General features: G+C 70.1%; 14 protein-coding genes. 6 read left to right on the top strand and 8 right to left on the bottom strand.

Annotation, left to right across the window (positions count from 1 at the left end):
- The first annotated feature begins 170 nt into the window (after window positions 1-170).
- Both ABMQ42_RS10935 and ABMQ42_RS10930 read left to right on the top strand, forming a co-directional pair.
- Window positions 171-1,352 carry a sensor histidine kinase gene (locus ABMQ42_RS10935; RefSeq protein WP_349723019.1) on the top strand — a complete coding sequence of 394 codons (1,182 nt, stop codon included), beginning with the start codon at window positions 171-173 and terminating at the stop codon, window positions 1,350-1,352.
- Window positions 1,349-2,005, top strand: coding sequence for a response regulator (locus ABMQ42_RS10930; protein WP_349723018.1), 657 nt, complete (start codon window positions 1,349-1,351; stop codon window positions 2,003-2,005). The genes ABMQ42_RS10935 and ABMQ42_RS10930 overlap by 4 nt, the downstream gene beginning before the upstream one ends.
- 3 nt (window positions 2,006-2,008) lie before the next feature.
- Here the strand turns inward: ABMQ42_RS10930 and ABMQ42_RS10925 are convergent, their stop codons facing one another.
- From ABMQ42_RS10925 to ABMQ42_RS10905, 5 genes are all read right to left on the bottom strand, one after another.
- The gene (locus tag ABMQ42_RS10925) at window positions 2,009-2,725 is read right to left on the bottom strand and encodes an IMP cyclohydrolase (protein ID WP_349723017.1); all 717 of its coding nucleotides are present in this window, start codon (window positions 2,723-2,725) and stop codon (window positions 2,009-2,011) included.
- 155 nt (window positions 2,726-2,880) lie between these two features.
- Window positions 2,881-3,849 carry a fumarylacetoacetate hydrolase family protein gene (locus ABMQ42_RS10920; RefSeq protein WP_349723016.1) on the bottom strand — a complete coding sequence of 323 codons (969 nt, stop codon included), beginning with the start codon at window positions 3,847-3,849 and terminating at the stop codon, window positions 2,881-2,883.
- 1 nt (window position 3,850) lies between these two features.
- Window positions 3,851-4,144, bottom strand: a complete 294-nt coding sequence (locus ABMQ42_RS10915; RefSeq protein ID WP_349723015.1) for a putative quinol monooxygenase — start codon at window positions 4,142-4,144, stop codon at window positions 3,851-3,853.
- A gap of 138 nt (window positions 4,145-4,282) precedes the next feature.
- Entirely contained in the window at window positions 4,283-5,050 is a 768-nt protein-coding gene (locus tag ABMQ42_RS10910; RefSeq protein ID WP_349723014.1) for a cyclase family protein, read from the bottom strand.
- 340 nt (window positions 5,051-5,390) lie between these two features.
- A complete protein-coding gene (locus ABMQ42_RS10905; protein WP_349723013.1) occupies window positions 5,391-6,020 on the bottom strand; it encodes a TetR/AcrR family transcriptional regulator in 630 nt (209 codons plus the stop codon).
- Window positions 6,021-6,097: 77 nt separating this feature from the next.
- Between ABMQ42_RS10905 and ABMQ42_RS10900 the strand changes: the two genes are divergently transcribed.
- Genes ABMQ42_RS10900 through ABMQ42_RS10885 form a run of 4 tightly spaced genes read left to right on the top strand, consistent with a single transcriptional unit; the run spans window position 6,098 to window position 11,390 of the window.
- The gene (locus ABMQ42_RS10900) at window positions 6,098-8,815 is read left to right on the top strand and encodes a family 78 glycoside hydrolase catalytic domain (protein ID WP_349723012.1); all 2,718 of its coding nucleotides are present in this window, start codon (window positions 6,098-6,100) and stop codon (window positions 8,813-8,815) included.
- 54 nt (window positions 8,816-8,869) lie between these two features.
- Complete coding sequence (locus ABMQ42_RS10895; protein ID WP_349723011.1) at window positions 8,870-9,724, top strand: MFS transporter; 855 nt, start codon at window positions 8,870-8,872, stop codon at window positions 9,722-9,724.
- Window positions 9,631-10,155, top strand: coding sequence for an MFS transporter (locus tag ABMQ42_RS10890; protein ID WP_349723010.1), 525 nt, complete (start codon window positions 9,631-9,633; stop codon window positions 10,153-10,155). Before ABMQ42_RS10895 ends, ABMQ42_RS10890 begins: the two co-directional genes overlap by 94 nt.
- The gene (locus tag ABMQ42_RS10885) at window positions 10,152-11,390 is read left to right on the top strand and encodes a glycoside hydrolase family 1 protein (protein WP_349723009.1); all 1,239 of its coding nucleotides are present in this window, start codon (window positions 10,152-10,154) and stop codon (window positions 11,388-11,390) included. Before ABMQ42_RS10890 ends, ABMQ42_RS10885 begins: the two co-directional genes overlap by 4 nt.
- Before the next feature lie 447 nt (window positions 11,391-11,837).
- On the opposite strand, the gene ABMQ42_RS10880 is transcribed toward ABMQ42_RS10885, so the two are convergent.
- Genes ABMQ42_RS10880 through ABMQ42_RS10870 form a run of 3 tightly spaced genes read right to left on the bottom strand, consistent with a single transcriptional unit; the run spans window position 11,838 to window position 14,262 of the window.
- Window positions 11,838-12,749 (bottom strand): NADP-dependent oxidoreductase, encoded by a 912-nt coding sequence (locus ABMQ42_RS10880; protein WP_349723008.1) that lies wholly within the window; start codon window positions 12,747-12,749, stop codon window positions 11,838-11,840.
- Between the two features lie 18 nt (window positions 12,750-12,767).
- On the bottom strand, window positions 12,768-13,283 hold the full coding sequence (locus ABMQ42_RS10875; RefSeq protein WP_349723007.1) for an RpiB/LacA/LacB family sugar-phosphate isomerase: 516 nt from the start codon (window positions 13,281-13,283) through the stop codon (window positions 12,768-12,770).
- 43 nt (window positions 13,284-13,326) lie between these two features.
- Complete coding sequence (locus tag ABMQ42_RS10870; protein WP_349723006.1) at window positions 13,327-14,262, bottom strand: VOC family protein; 936 nt, start codon at window positions 14,260-14,262, stop codon at window positions 13,327-13,329.
- Window positions 14,263-14,282 lie beyond the last annotated feature (20 nt).

Here is a 14,282-nt window from a genome sequence, read left to right as displayed (position 1 = left end):
GTGGTTGAGTCCTTCGGCGGTGCGTTCTTCGCGCCGCTGATGAGGACGCTAGGGATGCCGCGTGCCCGGGCCGTCCACCGCGCGGTGACACCTGGCCCCGCCGCCTCCATCGTGCGGTGTCCATCGCTGGTTTGACGTGCCGGCGCCGACGGCCGAATAGCATGTGGAAAATGAAGGTGCTGAGTCGATGGGGACTGGATGTATTCCTCGTCCTCCTTGCGATCGGGCAGACCGTCGTGATCATGCTGAGCGCCGAAGGCCTGCGAGTTCTCGGCGCGCTGCTGGCGGCCGTGTCGGCACTCGTGCTGATCGCGCGTCGCATCCAGCCGCTGGCGGCGAGCATCCTTTCCCTCCTCGCGCTGGGCGCGTGCCTGTGCGTGCTGCCTGAGACGCCGACGCTCGCCTTCATCAGCCTGCTCACGACGTTCGCGATCGTCGCGGCGATCAACTCGACACGGGATGCCGTGATCTGCTGGTTCGTCGGCGCCGGCGTCCTCGCGGCCGCCGTCATGCTGACCGGCCCCGCCGATCAGCTCGGCGACTACGCGCTGACGCTCGCGTTGTGCAGCGTGATGTGGATCGCGGGGCTGCTCGTGAGCCGTCGCACGCGGCAGGCGGCGCTCGTCGCGATGCAGCTGGAGCTGGCCGAGCTGGAGCAGGAGAAGCTCGTGCAGGAAGAGCGGTCGAGAATCGCCCGCGAGCTGCACGACGTCGTCAGCCACGGGCTGACCGTGGTCATCGTGCAGACCGTGGCCGCCAGATCGGCCCTCGAAGACGTCGCTGCCGAAGACGTGCCGTCGTCGGGTGCCGCCCCGTTGGTCGCCGACGCCGAGCGTCACCTCGCGTCGGTCGAGTCGGCGGCGCGGGAGGCCCTGGCCGACATGCGGCGGATGCTCGACCTCCTGCAGCCGGACGAGGGTGCGTCGGATGCCCCTCCGCCGGCGGCTCCGCGGCTGGTGGAGGTCCCCGCGCTCTGCGACCGGGCGCGCGAGGCCGGGCTCGACGTCGACGACTCGCGGGTCGACAGCTCGCTCGCGCTGTCGCAGGGACTTGAGGTGGCGGTGTACCGGATCGTGCAGGAGGCGCTCACGAACAGCATCAAGTACGCCCCGGGGTCTCGCGTGGTCGTCACGCTCGAACGCGACGGCGGTGACGTGTGCGTCGAGGTGGCGGATGCCGGATCGGCGGCTTCCGCTCGCGCGGAGATCGCGCCGGGTGGCAACGGCCGCGGCCTGCTCGGGATGCGCGAACGCGCGGCCGCCTACGGGGGCACGGTCATGGCGTCGCGATCGGCATCGGGCGGGTTCACGGTGCGCGGCCGACTGCCCATCTCGAGGGAGGCCGGCGTATGATCCGCGTGCTCCTGGCCGACGATCAGGCGCTCGTGCGCGATGGATTCCGTGCACTGATCGATCGCGATCCTGAGATGGAGGTCGTCGCCGAGGCGTCCGACGGCGTCGAAGCGGTGAGCCTGGCCCGCTCCGAGCATCCCGACGTCGTGCTCATGGACATCCGGATGCCGCGCGTCGACGGACTCACCGCGACGAAGCAGGTGCTGGCGCTCGCGGACCCGCCGCGCGTCCTCGTGCTGACGACGTTCGACCGCAACGACTGGGTCTTCGAGGCGCTGAAGGCGGGCGCGAGCGGATTTCTCCTCAAGGACGTGCGCGGCAAGCAGCTGACGGATGCGATCCGCACCGTGGCGGAGGGTGACGCGCTGCTTGCGCCCTCCATCACGCGCCGGCTGATCGAGGAGTTCGTCGCGCATACGCCCTCGGTGCCGCTGCGTGCGTCTCAGCTGCTGACCGAGCGCGAGCTCGAGGTGCTGCGGCTGCTGGCCGGCGGACTGTCGAATGCCGAGATCGCCGAGCGGCTGGTCGTCGAGCTGTCCACCGTGAAGACGCACGTCAACCGCTTGCTGTCGAAGCTCGATCTGCGCGATCGCACCCAAGCCGTCGTCTACGCCTACGAGTCGGGTCTCGTCGTGCGCGGCGCGGGCCTTTGATCGTCAGTTCGAGGTCGGCCGCGCGTACATGACTGCCGAACCGAGCCCGCGCGCGACGTCGAAGCCGACCAGCGCGACGCGGTACTGCGGGTTCAGGGCGGCCCACAGCTTCTTGGCGACGCTCTGCCAGGTCTCGCCCACGGAGGCGTTCAGAGCGATGCCACTGGCGGCAGGGGTCGTCGCATCGCCCGTGTAGGTCGTGATCGCGAGGCTCTGGCCGGTCTCGACCGACGTGGTGTGCACGGTGCGCTGCTGCGCCTGCCCCGGCCAGCCCGGAACCGGAACGGCTCCCGAGACACTGACATCCGTCATCCCGCCGTCTTCTGTGAGAGTGGCGTAGGCGGTGATCCGCGGCGTGAAGATCGGCGGGTCGGGCTCGAACGCGATGTCGCGCACGGCGGCCTCGAACGGGGTCCCGGCGGTGACGCGCTCGAACAGCGGGGTCACCTGGTCGCCGTTGCCGACGACGAGGTCGCGCGCCGAGCGGCGGATCGCGACATAGTGACGCAGGGCGTCGACGGGGCCGTTTGAGGAGTCCTTGACCTCGACGGCGTCGGCCTGCACGTCCATGTAGCGCTCGCGCGACGCGGCGCTACGGCCGGTCAGCCAGTACAGCGCGAAGCCGGTGCCGTCGACATCGCGGCCGAGAACGACGCCCCGGCCCGGATAATCGCGTTCTGCAAGGACATCCACCAGACCCGGTGCGGAAGAGTTCGCCACCCTGCGATTATCCCATCTGCGGCCATGGGCGCACCGCGGCGGCCGACGTGAAAGTCCCGCCGCGCGACCCGTCACGACCGCGAGATCACACTTGTGCACGCTGAAAGTGCGGCCAAGCGTGCACAAGCGTGATCTCGTGAGCAGCAGCGGCCCGGTCAGAGCCGGTCGGGGCCGTACGTGCGGCGCGCCGGCGGCACCGTGTACCCGGGGCTCGTCTGCTCGACGATGCGGTTGGAGATCGATCCCAGCCCCTCGACGGTCATAGTCACGACGTCGCCGACCTGCAGCGGCGGGATGACGAGCTCGCCGCCCGCGCGCGCCCACCGCTCGGAGAGAGCGCCCTGCGAGGCCGTGCCGGTGGCCAGCACGTCGCCGGCACCCACCCATGCGTCGCGCGAGGCGTGCACGAGCATCTCCTCGAACGACCACGACATGTTGCGCAGGTTGTCGGTGCCGACGACCTCGCCGTTGATGGCGACGCTCATCTCGAGGGCGTAGCGGTCGCCCTCGCGGTACTTCTCGAGCTCGTCGGGCGTGGTGATCCACGGGCCGAGGGTGTTCGCGAAGTCCTTGCCCTTGTTCGGGCCCAGGCCCACGCGCATCTCGTTGCCCTGGATGTCGCGTGCGCTCCAGTCGTTGAACAGGCAGAAGCCGGCGATGTGCTCGGCCGCCTCTTCGATCGGCACGTCGCGCACGGTGTCTTTCACGATCATCGCGACCTCGAGCTCGAAGTCGAGCTTCTGGGTGAACGGCGGCATCGGGATGTCGGCGCCGCTGGGCACGACCGACCACGGGTTCATGAACAGGAACGCCGGCGCCTCGTACCACTGCGCGGGAACCGTGCCGTCGCCGGGCTCGTTCTTCTTCATGCCCGCGATGTGCGCTTCGAAGACCAGGAAGTCGCGCATCGCCCGCGGCTCGACCGGCACGGCCAGCGTCGCGTCGTCGATCGGCAGCTTCTGCGCCTTGCCGGCGCGCAGGTCCAGGTCGCGGCGCTGGTCCTCGGGCATCGTCAGCAGGTCGAGGATCTCGGGGTCACCCGGGATGTCCTGGATCTTGCCGTGCTGCAGCCGCCCGGTGTGGACGATGCCGTTCGTGCCGAGATAGCGCGCGTACTGCGCCATGTCAGAAGTCCAGGGTCTCGTAGAAGTCCTTCTGGCGGACCTCGAGCGCGGGAACGGCCTGACCGGCCGCCCACTTCTCGAAGTGCGGGTAGGTGCCGTGGGCCTTGAAGGCGTCTTCGTCGGTGTAGACCTCGAAGATGCGGAACGTGTTCGGCTCATCGGGCGACTGGTACGCCTGGTAGTACAGGTTGCCGGGTTCTTCGCGCGACGCCGGCGACAGCTGCTCGAGCGCGGAGCGCACGGTCTCGGCTTCGCCGTCCTTGGCGATCCAGGTGGCACTGCAGATGAAGGCCATGGGTGTTTCCTCTCTCAACCTCTTCGTCGGGGGAACATCGTCCCTCTGCTGATCACGCTACGGACGGGGGATGCCGCGGGCCACGTCGTCACGTCGATGACAGGCATCGCGCGGGCCGGGGCCCGCGGCATCCACCCCTCACTCGTCGAAGATGGCGACCGCCCGAGTCCAGCCGGCCGACGCCCCGCGCACCTTGGCGGGGAAGCACGCGACCGTGAAACCGAACGCGGGGATGTCTTCGAGGTTCTGCAGCTTCTCGATCTGGCAGTAGCCGACCTCGGCGCCGGCCTTGTGGCCCTCCCACACGATCGAGGGATCACCGGTCTCTTCGAACAGGCGCCGATTGATCGACACCGGCAGGTCCCAGCCCCACGCGTCGGTGCCGACGACCCGCACGCCCTTGCCGGTCAGGTGCAGTGTCGCCTCGCGGCCGAAGCCGATGCCGGTGTCGATGTAGTCGTCCTGACCGTAGGCGGCGGAGGCGACCGTGTGCGCGAGCACGATGTCGAGCGGCTGCAGCTCGTAGCCGATGCGCTCAAGCTCGGCGTCGATGTCGGCGGGGCTGACCAGGTGCCCGTTGGGCAGATGCCGCAGGTCGAGCTTGACGCCGGGACGGAAGAACCAGTCCAGCGGCACCTCATCGATCGTCCACGAGCGCTCGCCGTTGTTCATGGTCGGGTGGTAGTGCCAGGGGGCGTCGACGTGCGTGCCCGCGTGGGTCGTGATCGTGACGGTCTCGGCGGCCAGGCCCTGCCCCTCGGGCAGCTGCTCGGGCTCGATGCCGTACATCGCGTGCATGTCGGCGAGGCCGGCGATGTGGTCCTTGTACTCGATCTTGGGCCGCAGGAACGGCGGGTCCACCGGGATGACGTCATCCAGCGGCATCGACAGGTCTACGAAACGCATTCCAACTCCTTCGTGGGTACGCCCCATCCAACGCGTCGGGCGCGGAGCGCGCTGCGCCCGGCGCGGATGACAGGTATCGCGGAGTGGAGGGCGGGATGCCGCGGCAGCGGCCTCGCGGAACGAGCCGCTGCAGGGACGCGCCGCTGCGCGGACGCGCTCGGGTCGCTGATGTCGTCGCGCTGCTGTTATCGACGTTCGCGCCTGTTATTCGCGGGCGCGAACGCCGAGAACGACAGCGCGAGCGGAGCGGGCCGCGCCGAAACGGGCGCGTGTGCAGAGAACACCAGCGCGAGCGGAGTACCGGCGCGCCTAGGGTGACGGTCGCCGCGCGCCGCGCGCGTCAGAGCGCGACGGGCTCGCCGCTCACGGTGATGGCCGGCAGCAGGCGCTCGATGTGCCCGCGGATGAGCGCGGTCATGTCGAGCGCGCCGCGCGTGATCACCCACTGCAGCTGGATGCCGTCGGCCACGGCGATGCACTCGCGCGCGATGGACTCGTGGTCGATGTCGGCGCGCAGGCGCCCCTGCTCACTGCCGGCGCGCAGGGCGTCGGCCAGCGAGGCGACAGCGTGCTCGTACCGCTGCGCGAACAGCGCGTGCGCCGGGCTGTTCGGGTCGGCCGCCTCGGCCGAGATGAAGACGAACAGCTCGGTGAGGGCCGGCTGCGATGCGAACCACTCGGTGATGTGCAGCATCTGGCGGAACAGGCCGAGCCCGTCGTCATCGAGCTGTGCGGACGCCGCGAGGTCTGCGGCGATGTCGAACCGGTGATCGGCGATGGCCAGCAGCAGATGCTGCTTGGTGGGGAAGTAATGCTTGAGTCCCGGGGTGGTCAATCCGACCGCACGGGCGATGTCGGCCAGCGAGGTCTGCGAGTAACCCTCGGTGGCGAACCGCTCGGTGGCAACGTCGAGGATGCGCTCGCGCCGCTCGCGCCCGACCGCATACGACCCCCGCTTCGTCGATACCACGTAGCCACCGTAGCCATGTTGCCGATGAGCGAAAACCTCTACCGTAAGGTATTCAGATTCTCGGCGAAGGAGCACGGGTGGATCAGCGACGGTGTCACGACCTGAGGGTGGAGCATCTGCATGCGCCGCTCGCGGTCGCCACCTCCGTACCGCGGTTCTCGTGGCTCGTCGAACATGAGCAGACGGCGTATCGCCTCACTGTGCGCACGCCCGGGGGCGAGCTGGTCTGGGACAGCGGCCGCACCACGAGTGCCGCGACCTCGCTGGTGCCCTACGCGGGCACGCCCCTGCGCAGCGACACCGATCACACCTGGACGGTGGAGAGCTGGGATGCCGCGGGCACCTGCGCGCGCGGCGTTTCCCGCTTCGGTACCGGGCTGTCGGCCGCGGACTGGACGGCGCCCTGGGTGGAGCCGGTGCAAGACGCGACGGTGCTCGAGCGCTGGTCGCTGCAGGACTGGATCCGCGGAGCGGGCCCCGCGACAGCGGCGGAAGAGCGACTGCGGTCCGTGCAGCTGCTGCGGCAGCGCATCCACCTCCCTGAATCTCCGGTGCGGGGGCGGCTGTATGCCACCGCACACGGGGTGTACCAGGCGTCGCTGAACGGCGAGCCGGTCGGCGACGAGGTGCTCGCGCCGGGTTCCGACAGCTATCGGCACCGGGTCAGCGTGCAGGCGTACGACGTGACCGCGCCGCTGCGTGCGGGCGAGAACGTGTTGGGCATCGCTCTCGCCGACGGCTGGTGGGCGGGCCGCATCGGCCTCACCGGGTCGAGCGCGCAGTTCGGCGACCGCACCGCGGCGACGTGGCAGCTGCACGTCGAACTCGCCGACGGCCGGCGCATCGTCTGCGGTGCCGACGGTGACGTCGTCAGCGCCCCGGGCCCGTGGCGCTACGCCGACCTGTTCGTGGGGGAGTGCTTCGACGCGCGTGGGGCCATCCCAGATTGGGATGGCCCCAGCTTCGACGCCTCGACCTGGACGCCGGTGCGCGTGACCGACGAACCGACCACGACACTCGTGCCCTTCGCCGGTGAGCCGGTGCGGCGCCTGCACGAGCTGCCGATGTGCGTGCTGCACGACGACGGCGAGGGCATCGTCCTCGATGCCGGCCAGGTCATCGCGGGGCGTGTTCGCCTGCGACTCTCCGGGCTGCGAGCCGGCCAGCGCGTGACGATCGAGCACACCGAGACGCTCGCCGCCGACGGCGCGTGGTTCGTCAACATCGTCGGCATCAACAAGGACCAGACCGACGTCTACATCGCGGCCGGCACCGGCGACGAGACCTACGAGCCCGTCTTCACGTACCACGGCTTCCGTTACGCTCGCATCCGCGGTCTCGATGCCGGAATGAGGGTGGATGCCGCGGCCGTCGTCATCGGCAGCGACCTGGAGCCGACCGGCACCTTCGAGACGTCCGACCCGCGACTGAACCGCCTGCACGAGAACGTCGTCTGGAGCCAGCGGGGCAACTTCGTCTCGGTGCCCACCGACTGCCCGCAGCGCGAGAAGGTCGGCTGGACCAGCGACGCGCAGGTGTTCGCCCCCGCGGCGACGAACAACGCGCGGGTCGCGTCGTTCTTCACCCGCTGGCTGGCGAATCTGCGCGCCGATCAGCTGCCCGACGGCGCCGTGCCGATCACCTCGCCGCGCAGCCCGTTCGACGCCGAGGCCGCCGCGGCGGCGGATGGTGTGGGCGGCATCGTCTCAGCCGCCGGATGGTCGGACGCCATCGCCTTCGTGCCGTGGACGCTGTACGAACGCTACGGCGACGAGCGCGTGCTGGCCGAGAACATCGACGCGATCCTCGCCTGGATCGAGTGGCAGCAGCGGGCCGCGGCATCCGCTCTTCCCGATGCGCTGTCGGGCGCACCGCTCTCACCGGAGCGCGAGGCTCGGCAGAGGCTGCTCTGGAACACCGGCGACCAGTTCGGCGATTGGCTCGCGCCCTCGACGATGGAGGGGCGGCCGGTGCACGAGGCGATCGGCATCGCGCCGGCGCTGACCGGCGAGCTGGTCGCGCCCATGTTCCAGGCGCAGACGCTGACCCTCGCCGCGCGCATGACGGCGGTGCTCGGACGCGATGCGGAGTCGGCCGAGCTCGCCGCCCGCGCGCGGGCGGTGCGCGCCGCGTTCGCCGCCGAGTACATCGACGAGTACGGCGACCTGCCGGTGCGGTTGCAGGGTGTGTACACGCTCGCGCTCGCGTTCGACATGGTTCCTGACGAGCTGCGGGCTTCGGTCGCCGACAGGCTCGTCGAGCTCGTGCACGAGCGGGGAGATCGGCTCGACACCGGCTTCTTGTCGGTGCCGTACCTGCTCGACGTGCTCTGCGACACCGGACACCGCGACCTCGCCCGCCGCCTGCTGTGGCAGAGCGAGATGCCGTCGTGGATGTACGAGGTGGATGCCGGGGCCACGACGATCTGGGAATCGTGGGATGCCGTCGCGCCCGACGGCACGCCCCGCGCGACCTCGCTCAACCACTACGCGTTCGGCTGCGTCGACGACTGGCTGTACCGGCGCGTGCTGGGGATCGCGCCGGTACGGCCCGGCTACCGGCACGTGGTGATCGAGCCCGATCTCGAGATCGGCGTGACCTTCGCCCGCGGCTCGGTGACCACGCCGTATGGCGCGATCGGCGTCGACTGGGCGCTCGAGGGTGCCGGCGCCCGAGTCACGTGCACCGTGCCGCACGGGGTGCATGCCGAGCTGCGGCTGGGCGGTCGCAGCATCCATCTCCCTCCCGGATCTTCCACACACCACTGCGCGCCCGTCGCGCTTCAACACAACTGAACACACCCACCCGACTCCCGGTGACGGATGCCGGACATACGCAAGGACGCGGACATGACCATGAACAATCAGACCGACGCCGCCGACGTCGACGAGCAACCGCAGGAGTGGCCGAACCCCCGTGGGGGCTTCCTCTTCTTCCTCGGCTTCGCCGCGATCGGGGCCGGCATGGCACAGCTGGTGCCGGCGGTGCTCACGCTGTCGCTGAAGGCGAATCTGCTGGATCCGAAGAACGCCACGACGATCCTGTCGGTCGTCGTGGCCGTCGGCGCGGTGTTCGGCCTGATCGCCGCTCCGACCTTCGGGCGGCTCAGCGATCGCATCACGTGGCGCACCGGACGCCGTCGGCCGCTGCTGATCCTCGGCGCGGTGCTCATGGCGATCGGCGCGCCGGTCAGCTACGCCGCCCCGACCACCTTCCTGCTCACGATCGCGGGCACCCTCACGATGCTGGGCGTGGTGGCGGTGACGGTGGCCTGCACGGCGATCCTCGCCGACCAATACGCGCCCGAGCGCCGAGGTCCGGCATCCGCCCTCATCGGCATCAGCCTGCCGGTCGGAGCGGTCATCGGGCTGTTCTTGGCGCAGCTGGTGTCATCGTCGCTGCTCGCGCAGTTCTTGATCCCCGCGGCCATCGGCGTCGTGAGCGCGCTGCTGCTCGCCGTGCGCCTGCCCGACCGGGTGATCGGTCGCGACGAGGTGCCGGTGTTCACCGTGCGTGACTTCTTCGGCACGTTCTGGGTCAACCCGGTGAAGAACCCGTCGTTCGGGTGGGCCTGGTGGAGCCGGCTGCTGATCTTCTTGGCATCGCCGCCGTGCAGGCCTACCAGGCGTTCTACCTCATCCTCGGTCTCGGCTTCACGCCCGCCGAGGTGTCGGGAGCCGTGTTCCTTTCGACCCTGGTGCTGACGGCCTTCGCGCTGGTGTTCGCGCCTCTCGTCGGCAAGATCTCCGACCGGGTCGGGCGGCGCAAGCCCTTCGTGATCGTGGCCGCGCTCATCTTCGCGGTGGGGCTCGTGATCGTCACGTTCGCGAACGACTACGGCATGTTCCTCGTAGCGATGGGCGTTATGGGCATCGGCCAGGGCGTGTACATGGCCGTCGACCTGGCGCTGGTCAGCGAGATTCTGCCCGACAAGCGCAACATCGCCAAGGACATGGGGATCATGGGCCTGGCCAGCACCCTGCCCTCGTCGATCGTGCCGGCGCTCGCGCCGATCCTGCTGGGTATCGGCGCCTCCGCCGCGCACCCGCAGAACTTCCCCGCGCTGTTCCTCACCGGGGCCATCGCGGGCCTGCTCGGCGCCGCCTTCATCCTGCCCATCAAGAAGACGAAGTGAGTTCCTCGATGTCCTTTCCTCCCGGGTTCCTCTGGGGCGTCGCCACCGCCGGCCACCAGGTCGACGGCGGCGACGCAGACAGCGACACGACCTTTCTCGAGAGTGTGACGCCGACCGTGTTTCACGAGCCCGCGGGACCCGCCTGCCGGTCGTGGGAGCTGTGGGCGACCGATCTCGATCTCGCTGCGGGGATGGGGTTGAACGCCTACCGCTTCTCCGTGGAGTGGGCGCGCGTCGAGCCGGCGGCGGGTGAGTTCTCGGATGAGGCCCTCGCTCACTACGACGCTCTCGTCGATGGATGCCGCGCTCGAGGCCTCGCGCCCGTGATCACGCTGAGCCACTTCACGAGCCCGCACTGGTTCGCGATGCGCGGGGCGTGGCTCGACCCCGAGGCGCCCGCGCTGTTCGCGCGATTCGTGCGCGCCGTGATCGAGCGGATCGGCGACCGGGTACGGGCCGTGGTCACGTTCAACGAGCCCAACCTGCCCGAGATGCTGACGTGGAGCGAGCTGCCCCCGATCGTCGCCGAGCTCGAGCGGGCGACGCTGGAGGCGGCATCCCGCACCGCTGGTGTGGCGCGGTATCGCACCGGCAACGTGATGATCCCCGAGGATTTCGCGGGCATGCGGGTCGGGATGACCGCCGCGCACCGCGCCGCGAAGGAGGTCATCGCCCAGCTGCGCCCACACCTACCGGTCGGTTTGTCGCTGTCGATGGCCGACGATGTGGCCCTGCCCGGCGGCGAGGCGCTGCGCGACCGCAAGCGTGCCGAGGCGTACGACTACTGGCTGCGGCTGGCGGGCGCCGACGACTTCGTCGGCGTGCAGAACTATGAGCGGCTCACATATGGGCCCGACGGACTGGTCGCTCCGCCCGCCGAGGCCGTCCGCAACGAGATGGGCAGCGTCGTCGAGCCCGACTCGCTGCGCGGCGCCGTCGCCTACGCGCACGAGGTCAGCGGCGTGCCGGTGTTCGTGACCGAGCATGGGCTGAGCACGGGAGATGACGCGCTGCGTGCCGGGTTCATCGAGCCGTCGCTGGAGGGCCTCGCCGCCGCGATGGCCGAGGGCGTGCCCGTGATCGGGTACTGCCACTGGACGCTCATCGACAACTTCGAGTGGATCTTCGGCTACACGCGCCAGTTGGGACTCTGCGCGGTCGACCGCGAGACGTTCGCGCGCACGCCGAAGCCGAGCGCCGGGGTCTACGCGCGCGCCGTCGCGGCGCGGCGGTGACGCGGGGCGGTGAGCACGACGCGGGTGTGAGGCGCGCGGCGGAGGGCACGACAGGCGATGCCCCACGGCCTCGCGCTGCCCCACGGCCTCGCGCTGCCCCACGGCCTCGCGCTGCTCCGATCCGCGTTCGCGCCCGTGATTCGCAGGCGCGAACGCGGAGAACGACCGCGCGAGCAACGCCCTGGCGTGCCGAAACGGGCGCGCGAGCAGAGAGCAGACGCGTGGGCGAAGAACGGGCGCGCGAGCAGAGAACGGGCGCGTGAGGTCCGAACCGAAGCCGCGTCTCGCTCCCCGACTCGCGAGATCATCCTTGTGCACGCTCCGACGCGTCAAAACCGTACACAAGGATGATCTCGCGGAGTGGAGGGAAGGATGCCGCGGCTCGGGGCTCCCGGAGAGGGGGCACGACGCGGGCGCGCGGATCCGCCCCGCCGTCGTGCAACGTGCTCAGACCGTGACGACAACCTTGCCCGCGGCGTGCGCCGAGCCGACCGCGCGGAACGCGTCGGCCACCTCGTCGAGCGCGAACGCCGCTGCCACCGGCAGGCGCAGCGCTCCGCGAGCCACTCGGTCGACCAGGCCCGCGAGGTTCTCGGCCGTGCGCGCGGAGCGCTCGACATTGTTCACGCCCAGTTCGTCGAGCGCGGCGTAGGCCGCGATCGCGACCATCCGGTCGACGGGCACGCCCAGCGCGACGCCGGCGTCGAGCGCGTCGCGTCCGTGGCAGTCATAGACCGCCGTGAGCTCGACACCCTGCAGCGAAGAGACCAGCTCCGGCCCGTATGCGACGGGTTCCACACCGAGCGACCGCAGCAGCTCGTGGTTGTGCTCCGACGCGGTGCCGATCACTCGGGCACCGGCCTCGACTGCCAGCTGCGCCGCGACGAGACCGACAGCCCCGGCGGCACCGCCGACCAGCACGGTGTCACCTGCGCCCACGGGCACGGTCGCGAGCACCGACACCGCGGTGAGCCCGGCCATCTTCAGGCCGCCGGCCACCGCGGCGTCCACCGATGCAGGCCGCCGCGCCAAGTCCGAGGCGAGAGCCACCGCGTTCTCGGCGGCCGAGCCCGTTGCCGAGCCCAGCACCTCGTCGCCCACGGCGACCGGCGTGCCGTCCCAGTAGACGGCACCCGGGCCCACCGCCGAAACGACCCCCGCGACATCCGATGCGACGCGCCGCGGGAACGGCGCGTCCGAGGGGATGAACGCCGACAGCAGCTTCGCGTCGAACGGGTTCAGGCCCGCCGCGCGCACGCGCAGCACCACCTCACCGTCGCCGGGAGCATCTTCCGGAACCGATCCGACGTAGAGCACGTCGGGCTCACCGGTGCGGTCATACAGGGCGGCGCGGAGCATCGGCAGGCCTCCAGAGACTCAGTAGGTGCGCAGGATCTGCTCGGGCTCGAGCTGCACGGCCCATCCCTCGATGGTGCCGGCGTTCTCATACTCCTCTATCTGGAGGATCTGCCGGCCGCGTTCGACGGTCTGGTCCATGCCGGTCGTCACGAACGCGTAGATGTTCAGCCAGGCCGAGCCCTCGTATGCGACCCCGTCGATCACCAGCACGTTCGCATCGACGACCGCGCGGGCGGTGGCGGCGGCGCGGGGAGAGGTCGTGGTGACGGCGCGTGCGCCGTTGACCTTGTTCGCCGCGACGACCCCGGCCAGGGCCTCGTCGACCACGAGCACGGCGAAGGCGTCGATGCCGGCATCCTGGTCCTGCACCACCGCCTTCGCGACCGCGATCGCGTACGCGGGGTAGTCATCGCCCGGGTCGACCTCGTCGGCACCGTGCCAGACGACCTCGAAGCCGCCGTCGAGGGCGCGCTGCTCGAGCTTGCGGCCGAGTTCGTAGCCGCCGTGGTCGACGGCGAAGTGGATGCGTGTCATGATGCGGTCTTCCTTCGAGTCAGAGAGCGGATGCTGCGCGGGGTCACACCGGCGGGGCGACGAACAGGCCCTTGTCGATGTCGTTGAACGACTCGCGGGCGACGAGTTCGCTCATCTCGGCCGCGGTGCCCCATTGGTCCTGCGTGGACAGCTCGCTGATGTCGTGGCGGTGGGCCTCCCACAGGTCGTCGTCGACCATCGCCAGCTCGGTCGTGTACTCGATCGTGTTGCCCGCCGGGTCGAGGAAGTACGCGAACGTGTTGTCGCCCGCGTTGTGACGGCCCGGTCCCCACACCATCCGGGCGCCCGAGCGCAGGATCTTGCCGGCGCCGCGCATCCACTCCTCGATGCCGCGCATCTCGAACGACAGGTGGTGCAGCGAGTGGTGCGGGCCCATCGCGACCGCGATCGAGTGGTGGTTCGGGTTGCAGCGCAGGAAGTGCATCATCTCGACGCCGTCGGGGCGCACGAGCGAGTCGGAGATCGTGAAGTCGAGGTGGTCGACGTACCACTGCGCCGTGTCGTTCAGGTGCGCGGAGTTGAACACCATGTGCGAGAGCTTGGCCGGGATCGGCTCGCGCTCGCGGATCTTGCGCGCCTCGCGGGTCTGATACCCGGTCGAGAACTCGAGCACGCGGCCGTCGCCGTCGAAGATGCGGAAGCCGTAGCCGCCGCTGAACCCGGTGAGCTCCTGCGGCTCGTGTACGAACTGCACGTCCTCGGCATGCAGCTTGGCGGCCAGGGCGTCGACGTCGGCGCGGTTGCGCACCGCGAACCCGGCGAGGTCGACGCGCTTCTCGTCGCGGCGCAGGCGCAGGATGAAGGGCTCGGTCGAGCCCTCGGCGGCCAGGTAGCTCAGGCCGTCCTCGCCGTGCACCTCGGTCAGGCCCCAGTGCCGGATGAAGAAGTCGCGCTCCTCGTCGAAGTTCGGCACCGCGAGTGCCCCGTAGCGCAGATGTGAGACCAGTCGCTGTGTCATCGTCGACCCTTCATCGGGAG

Origin of the sequence: Microbacterium sp. KR10-403, from assembly GCF_040196215.1 — a bacterium.
Classification (GTDB): Bacteria; Actinomycetota; Actinomycetes; order Actinomycetales; family Microbacteriaceae; genus Microbacterium.
This window is presented reverse-complemented; position numbering and strand designations above follow the sequence as displayed.

Excerpts from the sequence above, each read along its gene's own strand:
- ABMQ42_RS10935 (WP_349723019.1), top strand. The coding sequence starts at position 171 with ATGAAGGTGCTGAGTCGATGGGGACTGGATGTATTCCTCGTCCTCCTT.
- ABMQ42_RS10930 (WP_349723018.1), top strand. The coding sequence starts at position 1,349 with ATGATCCGCGTGCTCCTGGCCGACGATCAGGCGCTCGTGCGCGATGGA.
- ABMQ42_RS10920 (WP_349723016.1), bottom strand. The coding sequence starts at position 3,849 with ATGGCGCAGTACGCGCGCTATCTCGGCACGAACGGCATCGTCCACACC.
- ABMQ42_RS10915 (WP_349723015.1), bottom strand. The coding sequence starts at position 4,144 with ATGGCCTTCATCTGCAGTGCCACCTGGATCGCCAAGGACGGCGAAGCC.
- ABMQ42_RS10910 (WP_349723014.1), bottom strand. The coding sequence starts at position 5,050 with ATGCGTTTCGTAGACCTGTCGATGCCGCTGGATGACGTCATCCCGGTG.
- ABMQ42_RS10895 (WP_349723011.1), top strand. The coding sequence starts at position 8,870 with ATGACCATGAACAATCAGACCGACGCCGCCGACGTCGACGAGCAACCG.
- ABMQ42_RS10880 (WP_349723008.1), bottom strand. The coding sequence starts at position 12,749 with ATGCTCCGCGCCGCCCTGTATGACCGCACCGGTGAGCCCGACGTGCTC.
- ABMQ42_RS10875 (WP_349723007.1), bottom strand. The coding sequence starts at position 13,283 with ATGACACGCATCCACTTCGCCGTCGACCACGGCGGCTACGAACTCGGC.
- ABMQ42_RS10870 (WP_349723006.1), bottom strand. The coding sequence starts at position 14,262 with ATGACACAGCGACTGGTCTCACATCTGCGCTACGGGGCACTCGCGGTG.